We start from the raw sequence: 21796 nt of genomic DNA, 5'->3' as shown, positions 1-21796 counted from the left end.
CCTGTCCGGCGATCGAGGACGCGCGCGTTCCGGGGGCCGGCCGGGTCGGCCCGCGCAGAGGAAGCGGGCGTCGCCCCGGTCCGCGTGGCCCGACTGGTGGCCGAACTCGACGCGGTAGCTGCGCCCCTCCTTCAGCGGGACGGCGCCGGGGCCGGTCCGGCAGATGGGCCGGTGATCTCCTCGGCGTACGCCTTGCCGTCGGGCGTCACGCCGGTGACCGGTTCCGCACTGCCGAGGAACCGGGCGCCGCCCGCCCGGTCCGTGCAGGAGAGGACCCGCGGGAAGTCCTCGGCCGCGGCGACCGAGAGCTGCGCGGAGCCGATGACGGCGCCGGCGGACGAGGCGGCTGCGAGAGCGCACGCCGCCCCGAGTCTTCGTGACATGAGGGACACGAGGGACACGAGGACTGAGTAGCCCTGGGGCCTCGGCAGCGTCAGCGTCAGCGTCAGCGTCAGCGAAGTGGAACGCTCCGGGCGGCGGCAGTCCAAGAACCGCCGCCCGGAAGTCCAAGTGACTCAGCAGCCACCGCAGTTGTAGTACGTCACGTCCCAGTGGTTGCCCTCATCGGCGTAGATGTTCCCGGACCCGGACTTCCACTGCGGGGCCCCGTCGCCACGGACACCGATGTAGGTGAAGGTGTTCTTGATGTAGTTCCCGACGCACGTGTACTTGGAGTAGTCGAGCTTGTAGCCGTTCCAGTGGGAGTACGTGCCGCCGGCGTGCCCGGTCTCGGTGCCGCCGGTGATGTTGAGCGCGCAGCCGCTGGCGCTCCTGAGGGTCTGCGCGCCCTGCGCGGACGCGAGGTTGAGCTGCTCGAACGACGTACAGGTCGGGTTGTTGCGGTCCGAGCAGCCGCCGGACGACGACCAGGTGATTCCGGACGAGCGGAACATCGAGGTCGCGGTGGAGTGGCTGATCCTGGTGGCGGCGTGCGCGTCGGTCGCACCGCCGACGACGCCGAAGCCGGGCGCGAAGAGCGCGCCGAGTACGAGGGCGAACACGCTGAGGACGGAGCGGATTCTCACGAGGTTTCCTCCTGCTGGATGACCGTGGTGGACCTGAGGTCGTACGGGACGGCTGTGCAGGTGGAGCAAGGAGATGGTGCCCGAGTCCTCCGCGCGTTCGCCAGAGGGCGTCACCAGGCCGCTCGCCGTCGACCTGGAGTTCAACGGCTCCGCCACGGACGTGTACGGCAACGAGCGCGTCGGCTTCGAGGGCGGCGCGGAGATCCTGCGCTCCCACTGGGGCCTGACCTGGAACGCGGCGCTGGAGGCGGGCGGCGTGATGGTCAGCGACAAGGTCAAGCTGACCTTCGACATCTCCGCGATCAAGAACGCGGCACCGCAGTCCTGATCCGGCCGTCAGAAAACCGGCCGCCGGAGTCAGAGAAGACGGGCAACTTCTTGACTCAGGCGAAATCGTGAGGAAAATTCTTAATACACCAGGAAACCGGAGCGAGCCGCACGGTCGACGGAGACGTTCGTCGACATGCGTGACGACCCACTCGCAGGCTCTGGCCAGGCCCCCGGCAGATCCTCCCGGGTGCCGGAGTTCTCAGCGACGGCTGGAACTCACGGCAACGGGACGGACTACCGGGGACTGCATGTGTTCAGGCCCTCAGCGCGTTCAGCCCCTTCGCACCCTTCGCACTTCGACGGCGTCCAACACCGGCGCGATCCGGACGGCGCGGGCGAACTGCGCGGCGGACCGCCGCGGGTGAGCCGTCCCCCGCGGCGGCCGATGCCGAGACCGGCCGCCGAGCGCCTTGCCGTCAGAAGCCCAGCCCGGAAGTCTCAGAAGCCTCCGCCGCCGAAGTCGCCTCCGCCGCCGAAGCCACCACCGAAGTCGCCTCCGCCGCCGAAGTCATCGGCGTTGAAGTCGCCGCCCGAGAAGTCGCCTCCCTCGTAACCGCCGAAGCCCGAGTCGGCGTACGCGGGGGTGGAGAGCATCGAGCCGAGCATCGTGCCCATCAGCAGGCCGGGCAGGAGGCCGCCGCCGTAGTAGCCGCCTATCCACGGGGTGTACGCCGGACCCGCCTCCCAGTACGGGCGGCGGCCGTCCGCCGTCTCGACCATGCGCGACATCGGGTCCTGACCCTCGGCCAGCCGGGTCGCGTCCGCCGCGCAGACCGGCACCCTGCGGGTGACGCCGCCGGCCGGGGCCCAGTCGGCGTCGGCCGTGGAGGGGCCGTGACGCGGGTCGAAGAAGCAGGGCGGGCGGCGTTCGGGAAGCGGCCTGCCCTCGCGGCGCGCGGTGAGCACGGCGAGCGAGAAGCGGCCGTCCTCCAGCGCCTCGGTGACGCCGCGGACGTCCTCGGCCCGCGCCGCCTTCGCCATGATCGACTTGGCCTTCTCGTACGCGTCCAGGGCGCGCTCGTAGTCGGCGCGCATCGCGTCGTCCGCGCCGGGCTCGGCGGGATGGAAGTCGAGGCGGTCGAGCGTCTCGCCGAACGCGGTGATGTCCTCGTCGACGACCACCCGCACCTTCTCCAGCGCGGCCCGCTCCCGCGCCGCCCGCCGCTGGCGATTGCGCCGCGACAGCAGCATCACACCGGCGCAGCCGGCGACGAGCACCAGGCCGAACGTCACCAGACCGACGACGGACGACGGCCCCGCGGCGCCGTCCCAGGTGTCGGGGGCACCGCCCCTGGCCTGTTCAATGGCGTCGTCGACGAAGGTGTTCAGCTGGGTGACGGCGTCGATGCCGCCCGCCGGTTCGACGGAGGCGGTGAGGTTGGCGACCGCCTGGCGCGACATCACGGCGCGGTCGGCGCCCGCGTCGAAGGCGTCGCCGAGCCTGACGGCGTAGACCCCGGTGATCCCGGTCCTGGTCCGCAGGTCCGCCAGCAGACCGTCCTCCGGGAACTCCGCGCTCGGCGGAAGTACGGCGACGAAGACCGGCTTTCCGGCCTCGAGGATCTTCTCCTCCAGCGCTTCGGCCTCACGGGGCGGCAGCTGGTCTCTGGCGCGCTGATCGACGTACACGGGCGACGCGCGCAGCGAATCCGCCACGGCGTCCAGCCCCGTGGCGGCCTGCGCGCCCGGCGCCACGGCGAGTACGGCGGCCGCCACGGAGAGCAGCAGCCCGGACAAGGTGGAGAACAGTCGTGTCCTCATGCTTAAAATCTACCCGAATGGGTGGTTTTTAAGATAGATGCGTCGGGCCGCGGGTGACTTCTCGTGGAGCCACCCGCACGTTCGCACCTCCGCCCGCCCCGGACTCCCTACTCGGCCGGCTCGACGCCCGCCTTCAGGAGGCCGTACGTGTACGCGTCCTCCAGGGCCTGCCAGGACGCCGCGATCACGTTCTCGCCGACGCCGACCGTGGACCAGTCGCCGTCACCGTCGCCCGTGGTGATCAGCACGCGGGTCGTGGACTCCGTGCCGTGCTTGCCCTCCAGGATGCGGACCTTGTAGTCGACCAGCTCCAGCTTGGCGAGCTGCGGGTAGATCCGCTCCAGGCCGACGCGCAGGGCGCGGTCGAGGGCGTTGACCGGGCCGTTGCCCTCCGCCGTGGCGACGATGCGCTCGCCCTTGGCCCACAGCTTCACCGTGGCCTCGTTGGCGTGGGTGCCGTCGGGGCGGTCCTCGACGATGGCCCGCCACGACTCCGTACGGAAGTAGCTGACGGCGCGGCCCTGGACCTCCTCGCGCAGGAGGAGCTCGAAGGAGGCGTCGGCCGCTTCGTAGGTGTAGCCCTTGAGCTCGCGCTCCTTGACGCGCGCGACGACGCGGCCGACCAGTTCGCGGTCGCCGCCCAGGTCGACGCCGAGCTCCTTGCCCTTGAGCTCGATGGAGGCACGGCCCGCCATGTCGGAGACGAGCATCCGGATGTGGTTGCCGACCAGGCCCGGGTCGATGTGCTGGTAGAGGTCGGGGTCGACCTTGATGGCGGAGGCGTGCAGGCCCGCCTTGTGGGCGAAGGCGGAGACGCCGACGTACGGCTGGTGGGTGGAGGGCGTGAGGTTGACGACCTCGGCGATGGCGTGCGAGATGCGGGTCATCTCGGCGAGCGCGCCGGGCGGGAGCACCTGCTTGCCGTACTTCAGTTCAAGGGCCGCGACCACGGGGAAGAGGTTGGCGTTGCCGACGCGCTCGCCGTAGCCGTTGGCGGTGCACTGGACGTGGGTGGCGCCCGCGTCGACGGCGGCGAGGGTGTTGGCGACGGCGCAGCCCGTGTCGTCCTGGGCGTGGATGCCCAGGCGTGCGCCGGTGTCGGCGAGGACGGTGGCGACGACGGCCTGGATCTGGGCGGGGAGCATGCCGCCGTTGGTGTCGCAGAGGATGACGACGTCGGCACCGGCCTCCGAGGCCGCCCGTACGACCGACTTGGCGTACTCGGGGTTGGCGCGGTAGCCGTCGAAGAAGTGCTCGCAGTCGACGAAGACGCGGCGGCCCTGGGCACGGAGGTACGCGACGGTGTCGCGGACCATCGCGATGTTCTCGTCGAGCGTGGTGCGCAGGGCGAGTTCGACGTGGCGGTCGTGGGACTTGGCGACCAGGGTGACGACCGGGGCGCCGGAGTCCAGGAGGGCCGCGACCTGCGGGTCGTCCTCGGCCCGGGCGCCGGGACGGCGGGTCGAGCCGAAGGCCACGAGCTGCGCGTTCCTGAAGGTGATCTCTGCCTTGGCGCGGGCGAAGAACTCGGTGTCGCGCGGGTTGGCGCCGGGCCAGCCGCCCTCGATGAAGCCCACGCCGAAGTCGTCCAGGTGCCGGGCGATGGTCAGCTTGTCGGCGACCGTCAGGTTGATTCCTTCGCGCTGGGCGCCGTCGCGCAGCGTGGTGTCGAAGACGTGGAAACTGTCGTCGGGGCCTGAGGTGGTCATGACTGTCTGGACTCCTGTCGAGTGGAAGGACTGGCTCCACTTGCCCCCATCATCGCGCGCGCCTCGCCCCGGCCGTGATGGGGCCGGGAAACGAAAAAACCTCTCGCGGGTGCGAGAGGTCTGCGCGCGGGTCTGGGGCACGGTGGCCGCGCCGTACGGGGTGGTACGGGAGCGGTCACTGGGGACCGGCGCGCCTGCTGCCCATAATCATGGCGAACGAGAACACGAGGGCAGTTTGGCACGTTGGGGGCGGCGTGGTATTCCCGTCTCACGATGCGGGCGCCTGATTCAGCGGAGCGTCTCGTCGAGGAACTCGCCGATCTGGGCGAGGACCTGGGACCGCTCCGAACCCGGCAGCCCCATCGCCACATGCGTGCTGAAGCCGTCGAGCAGCGCCCGTATCCGGGTCGCGAAACGGTCGGCGTCGACGACCGTGCGCAGTTCGCCGCGCGAGGCGCCCTCGACGAGCAGGGCCACCAGGTCCCGGTGCCAGGACAGCTCGATGTCGAGAAGGCGGGCGCGGGCCTCCTCGTCGACGGCGTGCGAACGGTTCCAGAGTTCGAGCCACAGCGCCCAGTGCGGATCGCGGGGCCCCGACGGCACGTACAGATCGACGTACGCGTCGAGGCGCTCGCGCACCGGGACCTGCCGGGCGAGCGCGGCCCTGCGGTCCATGCCGAGCTGCTCCTCGCTCCATTCGAGCGTCTGGAGGAGCAGCTCGTCCTTGCTGCGGAAGTAGTAGAGGAGGTGCCCGCTGCTCATCCCCACCTCACGGCCGAGTCCGGCCATGGTCAGCCGCTCCAGCCCGTGCTCGGCGATGCTCGCCATGGCGGCGGCGAGCATCGTCTCGCGGGGCGGGGCGGAGTTGCGCCGACGGGACGGCGGCTTGGCGGAACCGGACGCGGACCCGGTCATGAGGCGTGGACGTTCACATGGGGCACTCGTATGTTCTACCCGATCAGCTGCCCGCCGCGGGCTGCTGCTGGGTGATGCAGTGGATGCCGCCCCCGCCCGCGAAGATCTCGCGGGCGTCGACGAGCGTGACCGTACGGTCGGGGAAGAGGCCGCGGAAGATCTCGGCCGCCTCCTCGTCGCGCGGGTCGTCGAAGGCGCACAGGACGACGCCGCCGTTGCAGAGGTAGTGGTTGATGTACGAGTAGTCGACCCACTCGCCGTCCACCTGGACCTTGGCCGGGGCGGGCACCTCGATCACCTTGAGCGGGCGGCCCTTGGCGTCCGTCTGCGCGCGGAGGAGTTCGACGTTCGCCTTGCAGGGCTCGTGGTCGGGGTGGGACGGGTCCGGCTGGGTGTGGACGAGGACGACACCGGGCGCGGCGAACGCGGCGACGATGTCGATGTGGCCGAGGGTGCCGTAACCGTGCGGCGGGTAGTCCGTGGTCAGGCCGCGCGGCAGCCAGATCGCCTTGGTGGTGCCGAGCTTGGCGTGGATCTCCGCCTCGACCTGCTCGCGCGTCCACTGGGGGTTGCGCTCGGGGCCGAGCTGGACGGTCTCGGTGAGCAGGACCGTGCCCTCGCCGTCGACGTGGATGCCGCCGCCCTCGTTGACGAGCGGGGAGGAGAGCGTGGGCACGCCCGTGAGATCGGCGACTATGCCGGCGATCTTCGCGTCGTGCTCCCAGGTCGCCCAGTCCTGGGCGCCCCAGCCGTTGAACACCCAGTCCACGGCGGCCAGTTCACCGCTCTCGTCGTCCTTGACGAAGGTCGGGCCGATGTCGCGCATCCAGGCGTCGTCGAGTTCGTGCTCGACGATCTCGATGTCCGGGCCGAGCAGCTCGCGGGCGCCGGCCGCCTGGCCGGGGCCGACGACCATGGTGACCGGCTCGTAGGTACGTACGGCGCGGGCGACGCCCGCCCACGCCTCACGGGAGGCGGCGAGTTCCGCCTCGTCGGAGAAGGTGACGTTGGGGCCGGGCCACGCCATCCAGGTGCGCTCGTGCGGGGCCCACTCGGCGGGCATACGGAAAGCCATGGGGGGTCCTTACCGGAATCAGAGGAAGTAGAGGCGGTTGAGGGAGACGGAGTCGGCGGGTTCCGAGCGGAGCGGGTCGCCGTCGAGCGTGACGAGTCCGCTGTGCCCGTCCACCCCGACCTCTCCGATACGGGAGTTCAGGCGCAGGTCGGCGGGGCCGATGCCGCGCGTGCCGCGCACGGCGACGCGGCGCCGGCGGGTCGGCATCAGGTCGTTGCCCTGGTCGAGGGCGGCCTGCGCGACGAAGGCCACCGACAGGTCGGCGGGGGTCGTGCCGTGCGCGCCGAAGAGGGGGCCCAGGACGAGCGGCTCGCAGGTGTCGGTCGCCGCGTTCGGGTCGCCCGTGACGCCGTACGCCGGGAAGCCCGACTTCAGGACCATCTGCGGCTTCGCACCGAAGTACTGGGGCCGCCACAGCACGATGTCGGCCATCTTGCCGACCTCGATCGAGCCGATCTCGTGGGCGAGGCCGTGGGCGATGGCGGGGTTGATGGTGAGCTTGGCCATGTAGCGCAGGACGCGCGCGTTGTCGTCGTCCGGACCGTCGCCCTCCATCGGGCCCAGCTCGGCCTTCATCTTCCCGGCCATCTGGAACGTACGGCGCACGGTCTCGCCCGCGCGCCCCATCCCCTGCGCGTCGGACGAGGTGATGCCGATCGCGCCCAGGTCGTGCAGCACGTCCTCGGCGCCCATCGTCCCGGCGCGGATGCGGTCGCGCGCCATGGCGGCGTCGCCGGGCAGGTCGGTCTTGAGGTCGTGTACGGAGACGATCATCCCGTAGTGCTCGGCGACCGCGTCCCGTCCGAAGGGGAGGGTGGGGTTGGTGGACGAGCCGATGACGTTCCGCACGCCGGCCATCTTGAGGACGTTGGGGACGTGCCCGCCGCCGCAGCCCTCGATGTGGAAGGCGTGGATCGTCCGGCCTTCGAGGACGGAGAGGGTGTCCTCGACCGACAGGCACTCGTTCAGGCCGTCGCTGTGCAGGGCGACCTGTACGTCGTGGTCCTCGGCGACGCGCAGCGCGGTGTCCAGGGCGCGGGTGTGCGCGCCCATGTCCTCGTGCACCTTGAAGCCGGACGCCCCGCCCTCGGCGAGCGCCTCGACGAGCGGGGCCGCGTCGGAGGACGAGCCGCGCGCGAGGAAGCCGATGTTGACGGGCCAGGCGTCGAAGGCGCCGAAGGCGTGGCGCAGGGCCCACGGCGAGTTCACGCCGACGCCCCAGACCGGGCCGAACTCCTGGCCGATGATCGTCGTCACGCCGGAGGCGAGCGAGGCCTCCATGATGCGCGGCGAGAGCAGGTGGACGTGCGTGTCGACCGACCCCGCCGTCGCGATCAGGCCCTCGCCCGAGACGATCGACGTACCGGTGCCGACGACGACGTCCACGCCGTCGAGGGTGTCCGGGTTGCCGGCCCGCCCGATGGCGTGGATGCGGCCTTCCCTGATGCCGATCGACACCTTGCGGATGCCCTGGGCCACGTCGATGACCAGCACGTTGCTGATGACGACGTCGCAGGTCTCGCGCACGGCGGCGGCCTTGAGGTGCAGCCCGTCGCGGGCGGTCTTGCCGAAGCCCGCGAGGAACTCCTCACCCGGCTTCTGCGCGTCCGACTCGACGCGCACGGTCAGCCCGGAGTCGCCGAGCCTGACCCGGTCCCCGGCGCGGGGGCCGTGCACGGCGGCGTACTCATGCGGATCGATGCTCATGCCTCAGCTCCTCCTTCGGGCCCTTCGGGCTGTGCTCCCCCTGGTGCCTGCGCTCCCAGATAGCCGCAGGCCGCCGCCGCGCGCAGGGCCTCCTCCTTGGCGCCGGGCGCGTCCAGCGGACCGTCGACCAGGCCCGCGAAACCGATCGCGATCCGGTCGCCGCCGATCGGGACCAGGCCGACCTCGGCCCCGCCGCCCGGATCGAAGCGGACGGAGGACCCGGCCGGTACGCACAGCCGCATGCCGTACGCCGCCGCGCGGTCGAAGTCGAGGCGCGGGTTGGCCTCGAAGAAGTGGAAGTGGGAGGTGACGCTGACGGGGACGGCCGCGGTGTTGCGCACGGTCAGCCGCACCGCCGGCTCCGGCTCCGGGTCGGCGGGGCCGGGCAGGACCGCGCCCGGGGCGTCGTCGCCCAGGGTCGCGCCGCCGCCGATCGGGGACGACACCACCGCGAGCCGGGAGCCGTCGTCGAAGACGGCCTCCACATGCACCTCGGTCACCACATCGGCGACGCCCGGCAGCACGTCGTCGGGGCCGAGCACGGACCGCGCCGCCTCGATCGCCTCCGCCAGCCGCCGCCCGTCGCGGGCCGCCTCGCACACCGTGTCCGCGATGAGCGCGGTCGCCTCCGGCACATTGAGCCGCAGGCCGCGCGCCCGGCGCGCCCGCGCCAGCTCGGCGGCTCCGAACAGCAGCAGCCGGTCGCGTTCCGTCGGGGTCAGTCGCACGCCGCCACACCTCCCAGAAGATTAGAACTTCACTCTAACCATCAGGTTCATACGTCAGAAACATTGACGCACCACCTTGAGCTAAGTCACATTGAACAGCACTCAAAACTTTGTTGTCCGGCGGACCGGGAGACCCAGCCATGCCGATAGAACAGCGCGGAGTCGACACCATCCCCGACGAGGAGCGCACCAGCGGGCCGCGCGACCTCGTCTCCCTCCTCCTCGGCTCGAATCTGTGCCTGGGCGTCATCGTCTTCGGCTGGCTGCCGCCGTCCTTCGGCCTGGGCCTGTGGCCGTCGGTGACCTCGATCATCGTCGGCACCCTGGTCGGCATCGCGGTCACCGCACCGCTGGCGCTGATCTCACTGCGCACGGCGACGAACCTCTCCACCTCCAGCGGCGCCCAGTTCGGCGTACGCGGCCGTCTCGTCGGCTCGGTCGTCGGCCTGCTGCTCTCCCTCGGCTACACGGCGCTCACGCTGTGGATCGGCGGCGACGTGATGGTCGGGACGCTGTCCCGGCTGACCGGCCTGCCCGACAGCGGGTCGTCCCGCGCCCTGATGTACACCGTGCTGGCGGCCGCCACGGTCGTGGCGGCGGTGTACGGCTACAAGCTGCTGCTGAGCCTCAGCAAGGTGCTGTCCGTCGGCATGGTCGTCCTTCTCCTGCTCGGCGTCCTCGCCTACGCGGGCGACTTCACCACGGCCGCTCCCCCCGACACCCCGTACCTGCTCGGCTCCTTCTGGCCCACCTGGCTGCTCGCGGCCGTCGCCGCCGGACTGAGCGGCCCGGTCGCCTTCATCACGCTGCTCGGTGACTACACGCGTTACATCTCGCCGCGCCGCCACAGCCCCCGCAAGGTCCTCGGAGCCACCTGTCTGGGCCTGCTCCTGGGCCTGCTCGTCCCGCAGCTGTTCGGTACGTACACCGCGCTGGCCGCCCGCGCCGGCCTCGACTACGCCGGACCGCTCGTCGACGCCGCACCCGTCTGGTACCTGGCCCCGCTGCTGCTGGCGGCCTCGGCCGGGTCCGTCGGCAACGCCGGCCTGATGCTGTACTCGATGGGCCTGGACCTGGACGCGATCGTGCCGAGGGCCACCCGCACCCGGGCCACCGTGATCGCCGCCGCCGTCGCGACCGCGTTCGTGTTCGTGGGCTCCTTCGCCTGGTCGGTGCAGTCCGCGATGACGTCCTTCGTCCTGCTGCTGACGGCCATCGGCACCCCCTGGGCGGTCATCTCCCTCATCGGGTACGTGCGCTGCGGCGGCCAGTACGACGCGGACGCCCTCCAGGTCTTCAACCGCCGCGCCAAGGGCGGCGTCTACTGGTACCGGTCGGGCTGGAACGTCCGGGCCACGGCCTCCTGGGCACTGGGCGCGGCGGTCGGCCTGGCGGCGGTCTCGACGACGGCCTACGAGGGCCCGCTGCTGGCCCTCACCGGCGGCGTGGACTGCAGCTTCATCCTCTCGGGGCTGGTGGGCGGCGTCGCGTACACGGCACTGACGGCGAGGGGGCGGGCGACCGTACGCACCGGAGCGGAACCCGTGGCCGAGGTCGAGAGCGAGACCGCCGCTCCCGCGTGAGGAGCGGCGGTACGCGTGAGGCCGCGCCCGGCAGGGATGCCGGGCGCGGCCTCACGTACGTACCAGCGCGGGCGGTGTCAGCCCAGTTCGTGCGTCCAGCCGTGGGTGTCCTCGGCCCTGCCCGTCTGGATGGCGAGCAGCGCCTCGCGCAGCTCCATCGTCACCCTGCCCGGCTGCCCGTCCCCCTGGACCCACTCCGCGCCCTCGGACTTCACCGAGCCGACCGGCGTGATGGCCGCGGCGGTGCCGCAGGCGAAGACCTCGGTGAGGGTGCCGTTCTCGGTGTCGCGCTTCCAGTCCTCCGTGGAGATCCGGCCCTCCTCGGACTCGTAGCCGAGGTCGCGGGCGAGCTGGAGCAGTGAGTCGCGGGTGATGCCGGCGAGGAGCGAGCCGGTGAGCTCCGGGGTGACGATCTTGTTCCCGTACACGAAGTACAGGTTCATGCCGCCCATCTCCTCGACCCACTTGTGCTCCAGCGCGTCCAGCCAGACCACCTGCTCGCAGCCCTTCTCGGCCGCCTCGGCGAAGGCGAGGAGCGAGGCCGCGTAGTTGCCGCCGGTCTTGGCGAAGCCCATGCCGCCGGGGACGGCGCGGACGTAGTTCTCGGAGAGCCAGACCGAGACCGGCTTCACGCCGCCGGGGAAGTAGGCGCCGGCCGGCGACGCGATGACGATGAAGAGGTACTCGTTGGCCGGGCGCACACCGAGCCCGACCTCATTGGCGATCATGAACGGGCGCAGGTAGAGGGATGCCTCGCCGCCGTGCGCCGGAACCCACGCCTTGTCCTGCTGGACCAGCGCGTCACAGGCCGCGATGAACGTCTCGACGGGCAGCTCCGGCATCGCCAGCCGGCGCGCGGAGATCTGGAAGCGCTCGGCGTTCGCGTCGGGGCGGAAGGTGGCGACCGTGCCGTCGGGCCGGCGGAAGGCCTTCAGGCCCTCGAAGATCTCCTGCGCGTAGTGCAGGGTCATGTTGGCCGGGTCGATCGACAGCGGCGCGTACGGCGTGAGCTGCGCGTCGTGCCAGCCACGGCCCGCGGTCCACCGGATGGTGACCATGTGGTCGGTGAAGTGGCGGCCGAATCCGGGGTCGGCCAGGATCGCCTCGCGCTCCGCGTCGGACAGCGGGTGCGAGGAGGGCTTGAGCTCGATCGTGGGCGTCGTCATGAGTGCGTGTCCTTCACCGGTTGTGTGTGGTGGACCGCGCTCACGCCTCTAGTAGGACGTCCGAGCTTCCCCTCATACCGCGGCCCCGCGTTCGATTATCGCCCGTGGGAGTGCGTGCATGAAACGGCGTGCAGTGCGGCCCGGGATCGATGGTCCCACCCGGCCGCGGCAAAGCACAGCCGCCGGGTGTCTGTGACCCGGCGGCTGTGGGAGGAGTCCGTCGGGTCAGCCCGCTACGCGTACCGCGAGCGCGTCGCCGATTTCGTCGGTCGTGCGTGTGGTGGTGCCGGCGGGGGTCCCCTCCATGCCCCTGGGGCTGTGGGGGCGCTCCGCGAGGTCGGCGGAGACGGCTTCCTCGATACGGACGGCCTCGGCCTCGAAGCCGAGGTGGCGCAGGAGGAGGGCGACGGAGAGGACCGCGGCCGTCGGGTCGGCCTTGCCCTGGCCCGCGATGTCGGGCGCGGAGCCGTGGACGGGCTCGAACATCGACGGGAAGGCACCCGTCGGATTGATGTTGCCGGAGGCCGCCAGGCCGATGCCGCCGGTCACGGCGGCGGCGAGGTCGGTGAGGATGTCGCCGAAGAGGTTGTCGGTGACGATGACGTCGAAGCGCTCCGGCTGGGTGACGAAGAAGATCGTCGCGGCGTCGACGTGCAGGTAGTCGGTGGTGACCTCGGGGTACTCCCGGCCGACCTTGTCGAAGATGTTCTTCCACATGTGGCCGGCGTACACGAGGACGTTGTTCTTGTGGACCAGCGTCAGCTTCTTGCGCGGACGCGCGTCGGCCCGCTCGTACGCGTCACGGACGACGCGCTCGACGCCGTACGCCGTGTTCAGGCTGACCTCGGTCGCGACCTCGTGCTCCGTACCGGTGCGGATCGAGCCGCCGTTTCCGGTGTACGGGCCCTCGGTGCCCTCGCGCACGACGACGAAGTCGATCTCGGGGCGGCCGGCCAGCGGCGTCGCGGTGTTCGGGAACAGCTTCGACGGGCGCAGGTTGATGAAGTGGTCGAAGGCGAACCGCAGCTTCAGCAGCAGCCCGCGCTCCAGGACGCCGGACGGCACGGACGGGTCGCCGATCGCGCCGAGCAGGATGGCGTCGTGCTGCTTGAGGGAGTCGAGCTCCGCGTCCGGGAGGGTCTCTCCGGTGCGGTGCCAGCGCTGCGCGCCGAGGTCGTACTCCTTGGTCTGCAGCTTCACGTCCTGCGGAAGGACGGCATTGAGGACCTTGAGCCCTTGGGCCACGACCTCCTGGCCGATGCCGTCACCAGGGACCACTGCGAGATTGAGGCTGCGAGACATGTCGGCACCCTACTCCCGCGTCCCACCCGCTGACACCGAGTGTCCGCCATTCGGACTCATCGCCTCGTCGGACTCCGTTCGCCCTCCCTGGCGGCCGGAGTTGGCCGCCCCGGGGAAGTTCTCCCGCATGGCCGATCTCCCCGTGGCGGGGAGATTCCCGCCGACCGGGGGCGTCAAGGGCGGCGAGCCGGTCCCGGCCGGAGCCTCGACCGACCCGACGCGGGGCGGGATCGCGTACGTCACGGCGGGCGGCGCGGGCAAGGACCTGCACGGGTTCGGGCCGGGCGTACACGAGCGTCACGAGAGCAACGACCGTAACCACGACCACGACCACATCGCGAGCCCCCACCGGACGAGGGCGCGGCTTCCGGCCCCGGGCACGGTGGAGTGGAGTGGTCGCGGGTGCGGTGCACCGGCTTCTCGTTCCTCGCGGTGGAGGCGGGGCCGGTACGTCGCCGAAGCCGGTACGTCGCCGAAGCCGAAGGTCTCCGCGCTCGCCGCATCGGGCGAGCGCGTCGACTGCTTCGAGATCCGGCGCGGCCGCTGAGCCGGGTCGCCCGCGGCGCGCGCCGGTGGCTCAGTGGCCGGTGGCGCCGCCGTTGTCGCGGCGGTCGAGGGCGCGCTGGAGGGCGGCGGCGGCCTGCTTGCGGTCGGTCTCGTTCGAGCGGGGGGTGTGGCGGACGCGGTGGACGGTCTCGGCCATGATGATCGACTCCTTGAGATCAGAATGATTTCAGGGCGCCGGAATGGGCGGGGAGCAGATGCCGCAGGGGTTACCTGCATGGGGCACGGGCTCGCGACCGCCGTTCGCTGATGGAGCGAGACGTTCGGCTTCCTCCAAGCTAAGCGAGACCGGACTGTCTGTCTCCACAATTACTCGGACTTCCTACTATCTGAGACGCGATCATGGCGGCAGCGCTCTGAGCTCGGCACATCGCCGGTACCGGCCCGGAGCCTGTGAAGCCGGCCCCCGAAGCCCTACAGCAGGTCGCCGTCGCGCCAGTCGAAGAACAGCGCGCCGGCGGGTTCGGGGAGCCCGGCCCCGGCCGCCGGCCGCACATAGAGCGAGCCCTCCTCATCCGGCAGCGGTACGACGCCGTCCGGGCCCAGCGCGGCGATCCGGCCGGACCACACCTGCCACCCGCGCGCCGCGTACAGCGCCGCGCCGTCGTCGGACGCGCAGAGCGCGCCGAGTACGTACGCCCGGTCGATCACCCCCTCCAGCGCCCCCATCACCGCGTCCCCCAGCCCCTGCCTGCGGCGGTCGGCCCGCACCGCCACCCCTTCGACGTAACCGGTCCGCAGGGAGCGGCCGCGGTGCAGGACCCGGCGCTGGACGACGCTTCCGTGGGCGGCGAGGCCCTGCTCGTCATGGACGAAGGCGTGTACGCCGCCGACGGTGTGGTCCCAGTCGTCCTCGCCGAAGTCACCGTCGAAAGCGGCGTCCAGGAGTGCGCGGGCCGCGTGGAGCGTGGCGGGCGCGAGATCGGCGGTGTGGGCGGTACGGACCCGGACGGGACGCGTCCGGGCGGTGGACATCGGCTCAACCATGCACCGCACTCTCGCAGGTCCCGCCCGTACCGGGTACTCAGTCCTCTTTTGAGTACCCGCGCCGTGTCGTACGGGCCCCCCGCGCGGAGGAGTTGGCCCCGTGAACGGCCTCTGCGCTCTCAAGCCCCGGTACGCGGCCCGCCTCCGCGGCGTCCGCGGCGCGCTCGCCCGCCGCGAGGTGTCGCCCGACATCCTCACCGCGGCCGGCATGGTCTGCGCGGCGGGCGCGGCGGCGGCCCTGGCTGCCGGCACAGGTCGCCACCCTGCCGGTCGCGGTGCTGCTCGTGGCGCGGCTCGGCTGCGCCGACCTGGACGGGGCGCCGGCCCGCGACACGGGGCGTACGACACGGCGCGGGGCGCTGCTCAACGGACTCGGCGACCGCGCGGCCGGCTTGGTGGCGCCGGCCGGTTCCCTGACGCTCGCCCCGCTGTGGCTGGTGGCCGTCGCGGCGCTCGCCGCGGCCCTGCCGTCCTGGGTGCCGCCGGCCGGCGCGGGGCGTTGTCCCCGAACCGGGGCAAAGCCCGGTTCCGGGAAGGGGCGGGGTGGGGGACGAGCCCCGCGGGACCCGTCCCCCCCCTGAGCGCCGTCAGTACACGTTCACGCCGTACGCCGACAGGGCTTCCCTCACCGGCTGGTGAATGGCGGAGCCACTGGTCCCCGTACAGCCGGAACTCCCCGAGTGGATCCCCAGAGCCACCCCGCCGGCGAAGTGCGCGCCGCCGCTGTCGCCGCCGGCCGAGCAGGCGGTGGTGCGGACCATGCCGTAGACGGGGCCGTCGCCGTAGTTGACGGTGACGTTGACGGCGGTGACGGTGCCGCTGGTCACCTTGGTGGTGGAGCCGCTCTTCTTGAGGGCCTGGCCCACGACGGCGTTCGCGGCGGACGTGATGTCCTGGCGACTGCCGTTGTAGAGGTTGACGTCGCCCGCCGGAGCCGAGCCGTCCGTGTACCGCACGATGCCGTAGTCGTTGGTCGGGAAACTGGTGCCCTCACGGACGCCGACCACCGGACCGCCGGAGGCCGCCGACCAGTTGGCGGTGATGTTGGTGCAGTGGCCCGCTGTCACGAAGTAACGCGTGGTGCCCTTGGAGACGTTGAAGGCGGCCGAGCAGCGCGATCCGCCGCCGTAGATCGCGTCGCCGCCCGCCACCTCGCGCTTGAAGGTCCCCGGTACGCGCGACACGCGCACGGCACCGTCCTGCGCGTCCGCGACCTTCTTCAGCCGGGCCATCTCCCGCGCGGACACGGACCGGTCGGCCTCGACGCTGACCTGGTTGGTCCGGGGGTCGATGCCCCACGACGTACCGGTGATCTTCGCTCCGGTCTCCAGGGCGGCCATGGCCGCCTCCAGCCGCGCGGCGCTTCGCTCCACGCGCTTCGCCGCGGCACCGGCCGCGCGGACCTGCTCGGCGGCGCGGTCACTGGTGACGGTGACGGTGAGTTCGCCGGTGCGGCGGTCGATGTAGCTGCCCGCGGTGTCGTCGCCGAGCCGCTGGGAGAGCTCGGAGTCCAGGGCGTACGTCGCCGGGCCCGCGGCGGCTTCGGCGGCGGACCCGGCGCCGGCCGGGGCCGCGCCGAGGCCGAGGGCGCCGGCGGCCATTAATGCGGTCAGGGCTGTGCGCGCACGGAGGGTGCGTCTCATGGGGGGGTCTCCTCGGTCAGGTCTCCGTGGGGAACGGAAACACCGTTGAGGAATTTGACATGCTCATTGCCAATCCACAAGACCGCGTCACCGCCCGACGGCCGCCGGTCACCGCCCGACGGCCGCCCGCACGCACCCCCACCGGTTCCGCCGCCCGCTTCGGGGCACACGCACTGCGACGAAGGAGGCGAAGTCATGGGCGCATGGGCACTCACCCGTCGCGGCAGGCGCACGGCCCGCCGCGCGTCGGACAGTTCGGCCCTGGAGGCCGCCGCGCGCTGGGGATTCACGGCGCGCGGGGTGCTCTACGTACTGGTCGGTGTGCTGGCGCTCCGGATCGCGTTCGGCCAGGGCACGCAGGAGGCCGACCGGGGGGGCGCGCTCTCCGAGGTGGCCGGCCGGCCGCTGGGCTCGTTCCTGCTCTGGGCGCTGGGCATCGGGCTGGTCGGCATGGCGCTGTGGCGGCTCTCCGAAGCCTTCTTCGGCGCGGCGGGACCCGACGGCCACAAGCCCCGCAAGCGCCTGCTGTCCCTGGCGCGTTTCTTCTTCTACGGCTTCGTGGCGTACACCGTGCTGTCGTTCGCGGCGGGCTCCCGGGGCAGCGGCAGCGGATCGAGCGACCAGCAGTCGGAGGACGTCACCGCCAGGGTGATGGAACTCCCGGCCGGCCGGTGGATCGTGGGCGTCGGCGGCCTGGCCATCGCGGTCACGGGCGTGTGGATCGCGGCCCGCGCCGCCCTGCGCAAGTACCACAAGCACCTGAAGATGGGCGAGCTGCGGGGCCGCACCCGCCAGGCCGTGGACGTCGCCGGTGTGGCGGGCGGCATCGCACGGGGCGCGGTCTTCGCCGTGCTCGGCGGCTTCGCGGTCAAGGCGGCGGTCGACTACGAACCCGACAAGGCCAAGGGCATCGACGACACCCTCCGCTCCTTCGCCGACACCCCGGCGGGGCCGTGGCTGCTGGCCCTGATAGCCGTGGGCCTGGCCCTGTTCGGCGTCTTCTCCTTCGCGATGGCCCGCTGGCGCAAGATCTGACCCCCGGCTCCACCCGGCTCCACACGAAGCCGCCCCCGTCCGGCGTGGGCGCCGGGACGGGGGCGGGGTCTCGCGGCGCGGGCGGCCGGGGGCCGCGCGCCGGGGCGGTCAGCCCTGGTGCGGGTAGGTGTAGTCGGTCGGCGGGACCAGGGTCTCCTTGATGGCCCGGGTCAGGGTCCAGCGCTGGAGGTTCTGGGGCGCGCCCGCCTTGTCGTTGGTGCCGGACGCGCGGCCGCCGCCGAAGGGCTGCTGGCCGACGACGGCGCCGGTCGACTTGTCGTTGATGTAGAAGTTGCCCGCGGCGTAGCGCAGCTTGTCCATCGTGTACGCGGCGGCAGCGCGGTCGCCGGAGATGACGGCGCCGGTCAGCGCGTAGTCGGACGCCGACTCCATCTGCTCCAGCATGGCGTCGTACTTCTCGTCCTCGTAGACGTGCACGGCGAGGATCGGGCCGAAGTACTCGGTCGTGAACACCTCGTTCGAGGGGTCCGTGCACGCGATGACCGTCGGGCGGACGAAGTAGCCGACCGAGTCGTCGTACGTACCGCCCGCGACGATCGTGCAGGTCGGGTCGGCGGCGGCGCGGTCGATCGCGGCCTTGTTCTTGGCGAAGGAACGCTCGTCGATGACGGCGCCGATGAAGTTCGACAGGTCGGTGACGTCGCCCATGGTGATGGCGTCGACCTCGGCCGCGAACTCCTCCTTGAAGCCGTCGTTCCAGATCGAGGCCGGGACGTACGCCCGCGAGGACGCGGAGCACTTCTGGCCCTGGAACTCGAAGGAGCCGCGGGTCAGCGCGGTCTTCAGCACGGCGCGGTCGGCGCTCGGGTGCGCGACGACGAAGTCCTTGCCGCCCGTCTCGCCGACGAGGCGCGGGTACGTGCGGTACTTCTCGATGTTGTTGCCGACCGTCTTCCAGAGGTACTGGAAGGTCTTGGTCGAGCCGGTGAAGTGGATGCCGGCCAGGTCGCGGTGGTTGAGGGCGACCTCGGAGACCTCGATGCCGTCACCGGTGACCAGGTTGATGACGCCCTTGGGCAGCCCGGCCTCCTCCAGCAGCCGCATCAGCAGCACGGCGGCGTGCGTCTGCGTCGGGGACGGCTTCCAGACCACGACGTTGCCCATCAGGGCGGGAGCGGTCGGCAGGTTGCCCGCGATGGCGGTGAAGTTGAAGGGCGTGATCGCGTAGACGAAGCCCTCCAGCGGACGGTGGTCCAGCCGGTTCCACACACCCGGGGCGTTCGCCGGCGGCTGCTCGGCGAGCAGGTCACGGGCGTACTTGACGTTGAAGCGCCAGAAGTCGACGAGCTCGCACGGGGTGTCGATCTCGGCCTGCTGGACGGTCTTCGACTGACCGAGCATGGTCGAGGCGGCGAGCGTCTCGCGCCACGGGCCCGCCAGCAGCTCGGCGGCGCGCAGGATGATCGCGGCGCGGTCGTCGAAGGACATCGCGCGCCACGCCGGGGCGGCGGCCAGCGCGGCGTCGATCGCGTCCCGCGCGTCCTGCTGCGTGGCGTGGGCGGCGGTGCCGAGGACGGCCTTGTGGTTGTGCGGCTGTACGACGTCGAAACGCTCGCCGCCGCCCATCCGCTTCTCCCCGTTGATCGTCATCGGGAGGTCGACGGGGTTCTCGGCCAGCTCCTTGAGCTTGGCCTCGAGGCGCGCGCGCTCCGGCGAACCCGGGGCGTAGGTGTGCACCGGCTCATTGACCGGGGCGGGGACCTGGGTCACAGCGTCCATGAGGTCCTTGACTCCTTGGTGAGGGGTGGAAGGGCTCGGCCCTTGGGTCAGCCTGGGTCAGTTCTTGGTGATCATCGAGCGGACGAAGAACAGCAGGTTGGCCGGCTTCTCCGCGAGGCGCCGCATGAAGTAGCCGTACCAGTCGGTGCCGTACGCGGTGTACACACGCATCCGGTGGCCCTCCGCCGCGAGCCGCACGTGTTCCTCGCTGCGGATCCCGTACAGCATCTGGAACTCGTACTCATCCAGTTTGCGCCCCGCGCGCCGCGCGAGCTCCTGGCTGACGGCGATCAGCCGCGGGTCGTGCGACCCGATCATCGGGTACCCGTCGCCCGCCATGAGGATCTTCAGGATCCGGACGTACGCCTTGTCGATCTCGGCCCTGTCCTGGAACGCGACGGTGGCGGGCTCCTTGTAGGCACCCTTCACGATACGGACGCGGCTGCCGTTCGCGGCGAGGCGGCGCGCGTCGTCCTCGGTGCGGAACAGGTAGGCCTGGATCACGCAGCCGGTCTGCGGGAAGTCCTTCCGCAGCTCCTCGTGGACGGCGAACATCGAGTCGAGGGTGGTGTGGTCCTCGGCGTCCAGCGTGACCGTGGTGCCGATCGCGGCGGCGGCCTCGACGACCGGGCGGACGTTGGCGAGCGCCAGCTCGTGGCCGTCCTCCAGCGCCTGGCCGAACATCGACAGCTTCACGGACATCTCGGCCCGCTCGCCCAGCCCCAGACCCTCGAGGTGCTCGATCAGCTCCAGGTACGCGTCGCGGGCGGCGTAGGACTGCTCGCGCGTGGTGATGTCCTCGCCCACGACGTCCAGGGTGACTTCCAGCCCCTTGCCGGCGGCGTCCTGGACGATCGGAACGACCTGCTCGACCGTCTCGCCGGCGATGAACCGGCCGACGACCTGCTTGGTCCCCGGAGCCGCCGACACGAAACGGCGCATTTTGTCGCTGCGCGAAGCGGCGAGGATCACGGGACCCAGCACGGGGCACCTCCACGGAAAAGACTTCGAAGGGGCCGTGGCCGGTAAGGACCGGCACGGCACGGACAACCACCGTGAAATCTATGGATTGCTCGAATCGTGAACCATCGACAGCTGTCACGCATCCCCGGCCCTTACCTCATACAAATGTCTGAAGGGGTGCGAGAATGAGAAGCGTGAAAGGCGATTACCAGGACCTGGTCGACGAGATCTCGGCGCTGCTCGGCGCCCCCGCGACGCTGGAGGACCGTGATTTCCGGCTGATCGCGTTCGGCGCCCACGACAGCGATGACGACACGGCCATGGACCCGGTCCGTACGCGCTCGATCCTCACCCGCCGCTCGACGGCCGAGGTGCGCGCCTGGTTCGAGAAGTTCGGCATCGCCACGGCGGAAAGCCCGGTGCACATCCCCGCCGACCCCGCGGCCGGGGTGCTGCGCGGCCGGCTCTGCCTTCCCGTACGGCACCGGGGCACGGTCCACGGTTACGTGTGGCTGCTCGCCGGGAGCGAGGGCCCGCCGGCGCCCGTGCCGGCCCCGGCGATGGAGGTCTGCGCGCGGATCGGGGCGCTCCTGGCGGACGAGGCCCGTGCCCGCGCCGACCTCGGCCCGTACCTGCTGACCCTGCTCGCCTCGGAGTCCGCCGAGAGCCGGGCCTCCGCGCTGGCCGCACTGGGCACGGCGCTGGGCGACGGCGGCCCGTACGCCCTGCTGTGCGCCGCCCCCTGGACGCAGCCCGTTCCGGGTGTGCGTACGGTCCCGGGCGCGGCCGCCCTCTGTCTGCTCCCGGTGCCCGGTCCGGCCGGCCCGCGCCTCGCCGCCCTGATCAGGCTCCGTACCCGGGCCGACCTCTCCCCCGTCCGCCTGGCGGCCGGCGGCCTGCTCGCCGCGGCGGGCCCGGTCGCCGGCATCGGCAATCCCGTACGCGCGCTGGACGAGCTGCCCTCAGCCTGGCGGGAAGCCTCGGCCGCGGCCCGCGCGGCCCTGGCGCGGCCCCGTCTCGGCCCGGTCGCGCAGTGGTCGGAGATCGGCCCGTACCGCCTGCTGGCCGCGCTCCCCGACAGCGGACCCGGCCATCCCGTCGACCCTGCGGTACGCCCGCTGCTGGAGCCCGCGCACGCCGAACTGGCCCGTACGGCCGAAGTGTTCCTGGACTGCGCGGGCCAGGCGGGCCGCACCGCGAGCACGCTGAGCATCCACCGCCAGACGCTCTACTACCGCCTGTCACGTGTGGAACAGCTCACCGGTCTCGACCTCCACAACGGCGAGGACCGGCTGCTGCTGCACATGTCCCTCAAGGCGGCCCGGCTGTGACGCGTGTCGATCACCAGTTGGCTCATTACAGGCTCTGTACACGTCAAACAGCGCGGCGTGCGGCTGCGGACGAGCCGGCTCCGCACAGCGCCGTCCCCTCGCGCGGCACTCCGGCCCGCCCCGCGACCTGCGGCCCTCTCCCCGGCCACGCCGCCGCCGCTCCCGGCGACCGTGACTTCCGCCGCGCAAGGGGGCGTACGACCAGAAAGCCTCTGGAGGCTCACCGGCCGCG

Annotated in this window: 20 protein-coding genes and 1 pseudogene; 6 read left to right on the top strand and 15 right to left on the bottom strand. The window is 71.7% G+C overall.

Annotation, left to right across the window (positions count from 1 at the left end; translation table 11 throughout):
• Positions 1-131: 131 nt before the first annotated feature.
• On the bottom strand, positions 132-383 hold the full coding sequence (locus ACWDZ4_RS09240; protein WP_451507796.1) for a hypothetical protein: 252 nt from the start codon (positions 381-383) through the stop codon (positions 132-134).
• 132 nt (positions 384-515) lie between these two features.
• A complete protein-coding gene (locus ACWDZ4_RS09235) occupies positions 516-1025 on the bottom strand; it encodes a hypothetical protein (protein WP_451507795.1) in 510 nt (169 codons plus the stop codon).
• 109 nt (positions 1026-1134) lie between these two features.
• Between ACWDZ4_RS09235 and ACWDZ4_RS09230 the strand changes: the two are divergent.
• Positions 1135-1353: pseudogene (locus ACWDZ4_RS09230) on the top strand (YceI family protein); the annotation flags it as partial.
• Positions 1354-1793: 440 nt separating this feature from the next.
• Here ACWDZ4_RS09230 and ACWDZ4_RS09225 read toward each other — a convergent pair.
• The 6 genes from ACWDZ4_RS09225 to ureA form a co-directional block, all read right to left on the bottom strand.
• The gene (locus ACWDZ4_RS09225; protein ID WP_451507794.1) at positions 1794-3116 is read right to left on the bottom strand and encodes a hypothetical protein; all 1323 of its coding nucleotides are present in this window, start codon (positions 3114-3116) and stop codon (positions 1794-1796) included.
• A 107-nt stretch (positions 3117-3223) separates the two neighbouring features.
• Entirely contained in the window at positions 3224-4825 is a 1602-nt protein-coding gene (gene cimA / locus ACWDZ4_RS09220) for a citramalate synthase (RefSeq protein ID WP_451507793.1), read from the bottom strand.
• A 288-nt stretch (positions 4826-5113) separates the two neighbouring features.
• Entirely contained in the window at positions 5114-5740 is a 627-nt protein-coding gene (locus tag ACWDZ4_RS09215; RefSeq protein ID WP_451507792.1) for a TetR/AcrR family transcriptional regulator, read from the bottom strand.
• Positions 5741-5783: 43 nt separating this feature from the next.
• The gene (locus tag ACWDZ4_RS09210) at positions 5784-6815 is read right to left on the bottom strand and encodes an agmatine deiminase family protein (protein ID WP_451507791.1); all 1032 of its coding nucleotides are present in this window, start codon (positions 6813-6815) and stop codon (positions 5784-5786) included.
• A gap of 18 nt (positions 6816-6833) precedes the next feature.
• A complete protein-coding gene (locus ACWDZ4_RS09205; RefSeq protein WP_451507790.1) occupies positions 6834-8522 on the bottom strand; it encodes an urease subunit alpha in 1689 nt (562 codons plus the stop codon).
• Positions 8519-9250 (bottom strand): urease subunit gamma, encoded by a 732-nt coding sequence (gene ureA / locus ACWDZ4_RS09200; protein WP_451507789.1) that lies wholly within the window; start codon positions 9248-9250, stop codon positions 8519-8521. Before ureA ends, ACWDZ4_RS09205 begins: the two co-directional genes overlap by 4 nt.
• Positions 9251-9390: 140 nt before the next feature.
• On the opposite strand from ureA, the gene ACWDZ4_RS09195 reads away from it, so the two are divergent.
• A complete protein-coding gene (locus ACWDZ4_RS09195) occupies positions 9391-10833 on the top strand; it encodes a cytosine permease (protein ID WP_451507788.1) in 1443 nt (480 codons plus the stop codon).
• A 77-nt stretch (positions 10834-10910) separates the two neighbouring features.
• Here ACWDZ4_RS09195 and ACWDZ4_RS09190 read toward each other — a convergent pair whose 3' ends face one another.
• Positions 10911-11999: a branched-chain amino acid aminotransferase gene (locus tag ACWDZ4_RS09190; protein ID WP_451507787.1), complete on the bottom strand. Its 1089-nt coding sequence runs from the start codon at positions 11997-11999 to the stop codon at positions 10911-10913.
• A 225-nt stretch (positions 12000-12224) separates the two neighbouring features.
• The gene (locus ACWDZ4_RS09185) at positions 12225-13301 is read right to left on the bottom strand and encodes a 3-isopropylmalate dehydrogenase (protein WP_451507786.1); all 1077 of its coding nucleotides are present in this window, start codon (positions 13299-13301) and stop codon (positions 12225-12227) included.
• Between the two features lie 127 nt (positions 13302-13428).
• Between ACWDZ4_RS09185 and ACWDZ4_RS09180 the strand changes: the two genes are divergently transcribed.
• A complete protein-coding gene (locus ACWDZ4_RS09180) occupies positions 13429-13848 on the top strand; it encodes a hypothetical protein (protein WP_451507785.1) in 420 nt (139 codons plus the stop codon).
• A gap of 30 nt (positions 13849-13878) precedes the next feature.
• Here the strand turns inward: ACWDZ4_RS09180 and ACWDZ4_RS09175 are convergent, their stop codons facing one another.
• Together ACWDZ4_RS09175 and ACWDZ4_RS09170 are read right to left on the bottom strand one after the other, a co-directional pair.
• A complete protein-coding gene (locus ACWDZ4_RS09175) occupies positions 13879-14004 on the bottom strand; it encodes a hypothetical protein (RefSeq protein ID WP_093798864.1) in 126 nt (41 codons plus the stop codon).
• Between the two features lie 275 nt (positions 14005-14279).
• Positions 14280-14852: a GNAT family N-acetyltransferase gene (locus ACWDZ4_RS09170; protein ID WP_451507784.1), complete on the bottom strand. Its 573-nt coding sequence runs from the start codon at positions 14850-14852 to the stop codon at positions 14280-14282.
• Between the two features lie 275 nt (positions 14853-15127).
• Between ACWDZ4_RS09170 and ACWDZ4_RS09165 the strand changes: the two genes are divergently transcribed.
• Positions 15128-15433, top strand: a complete 306-nt coding sequence (locus tag ACWDZ4_RS09165) for a hypothetical protein (protein WP_451507783.1) — start codon at positions 15128-15130, stop codon at positions 15431-15433.
• 6 nt (positions 15434-15439) lie between these two features.
• On the opposite strand, the gene ACWDZ4_RS09160 is transcribed toward ACWDZ4_RS09165, so the two are convergent.
• On the bottom strand, positions 15440-16495 hold the full coding sequence (locus ACWDZ4_RS09160) for a S1 family peptidase (protein WP_451507782.1): 1056 nt from the start codon (positions 16493-16495) through the stop codon (positions 15440-15442).
• Positions 16496-16690: 195 nt separating this feature from the next.
• On the opposite strand from ACWDZ4_RS09160, the gene ACWDZ4_RS09155 reads away from it, so the two are divergent.
• Positions 16691-17530 carry a DUF1206 domain-containing protein gene (locus tag ACWDZ4_RS09155; RefSeq protein ID WP_451507781.1) on the top strand — a complete coding sequence of 280 codons (840 nt, stop codon included), beginning with the start codon at positions 16691-16693 and terminating at the stop codon, positions 17528-17530.
• Between the two features lie 108 nt (positions 17531-17638).
• Here ACWDZ4_RS09155 and pruA read toward each other — a convergent pair whose 3' ends face one another.
• Together pruA and ACWDZ4_RS09145 are read right to left on the bottom strand one after the other, a co-directional pair.
• On the bottom strand, positions 17639-19270 hold the full coding sequence (pruA, locus tag ACWDZ4_RS09150) for an L-glutamate gamma-semialdehyde dehydrogenase (RefSeq protein WP_451507780.1): 1632 nt from the start codon (positions 19268-19270) through the stop codon (positions 17639-17641).
• A gap of 57 nt (positions 19271-19327) precedes the next feature.
• Positions 19328-20254: a proline dehydrogenase family protein gene (locus ACWDZ4_RS09145; protein WP_451507779.1), complete on the bottom strand. Its 927-nt coding sequence runs from the start codon at positions 20252-20254 to the stop codon at positions 19328-19330.
• 173 nt (positions 20255-20427) lie between these two features.
• On the opposite strand from ACWDZ4_RS09145, the gene ACWDZ4_RS09140 reads away from it, so the two are divergent.
• A complete protein-coding gene (locus ACWDZ4_RS09140; protein WP_451507862.1) occupies positions 20428-21564 on the top strand; it encodes a PucR family transcriptional regulator in 1137 nt (378 codons plus the stop codon).
• The last annotated feature ends 232 nt before the right edge of the window (positions 21565-21796 follow it).

The organism is Streptomyces sp. NPDC003016 (assembly GCF_053591455.1).
The sequence above is the reverse complement of the archived record's forward strand: the minus strand, read 5'-3'. Positions and strand labels throughout refer to the sequence as shown.

Bases quoted from the DNA above. Each gene is read 5' to 3' on its own strand.
- ACWDZ4_RS09190 (WP_451507787.1), bottom strand. From the start codon at position 11,999: ATGACGACGCCCACGATCGAGCTCAAGCCCTCCTCGCACCCGCTGTCC.
- cimA (WP_451507793.1), bottom strand. From the start codon at position 4,825: ATGACCACCTCAGGCCCCGACGACAGTTTCCACGTCTTCGACACCACG.
- ACWDZ4_RS09170 (WP_451507784.1), bottom strand. From the start codon at position 14,852: ATGGTTGAGCCGATGTCCACCGCCCGGACGCGTCCCGTCCGGGTCCGT.
- ACWDZ4_RS09155 (WP_451507781.1), top strand. From the start codon at position 16,691: ATGGGCGCATGGGCACTCACCCGTCGCGGCAGGCGCACGGCCCGCCGC.
- ACWDZ4_RS09240 (WP_451507796.1), bottom strand. From the start codon at position 383: ATGTCACGAAGACTCGGGGCGGCGTGCGCTCTCGCAGCCGCCTCGTCC.
- ACWDZ4_RS09215 (WP_451507792.1), bottom strand. From the start codon at position 5,740: ATGACCGGGTCCGCGTCCGGTTCCGCCAAGCCGCCGTCCCGTCGGCGC.
- ACWDZ4_RS09185 (WP_451507786.1), bottom strand. From the start codon at position 13,301: ATGTCTCGCAGCCTCAATCTCGCAGTGGTCCCTGGTGACGGCATCGGC.
- ACWDZ4_RS09225 (WP_451507794.1), bottom strand. From the start codon at position 3,116: ATGAGGACACGACTGTTCTCCACCTTGTCCGGGCTGCTGCTCTCCGTG.
- pruA (WP_451507780.1), bottom strand. From the start codon at position 19,270: ATGGACGCTGTGACCCAGGTCCCCGCCCCGGTCAATGAGCCGGTGCAC.
- ACWDZ4_RS09210 (WP_451507791.1), bottom strand. From the start codon at position 6,815: ATGGCTTTCCGTATGCCCGCCGAGTGGGCCCCGCACGAGCGCACCTGG.
- ACWDZ4_RS09205 (WP_451507790.1), bottom strand. From the start codon at position 8,522: ATGAGCATCGATCCGCATGAGTACGCCGCCGTGCACGGCCCCCGCGCC.
- ACWDZ4_RS09180 (WP_451507785.1), top strand. From the start codon at position 13,429: ATGGCCGATCTCCCCGTGGCGGGGAGATTCCCGCCGACCGGGGGCGTC.
- ACWDZ4_RS09195 (WP_451507788.1), top strand. From the start codon at position 9,391: ATGCCGATAGAACAGCGCGGAGTCGACACCATCCCCGACGAGGAGCGC.
- ACWDZ4_RS09175 (WP_093798864.1), bottom strand. From the start codon at position 14,004: ATGGCCGAGACCGTCCACCGCGTCCGCCACACCCCCCGCTCGAACGAG.
- ACWDZ4_RS09160 (WP_451507782.1), bottom strand. From the start codon at position 16,495: ATGAGACGCACCCTCCGTGCGCGCACAGCCCTGACCGCATTAATGGCC.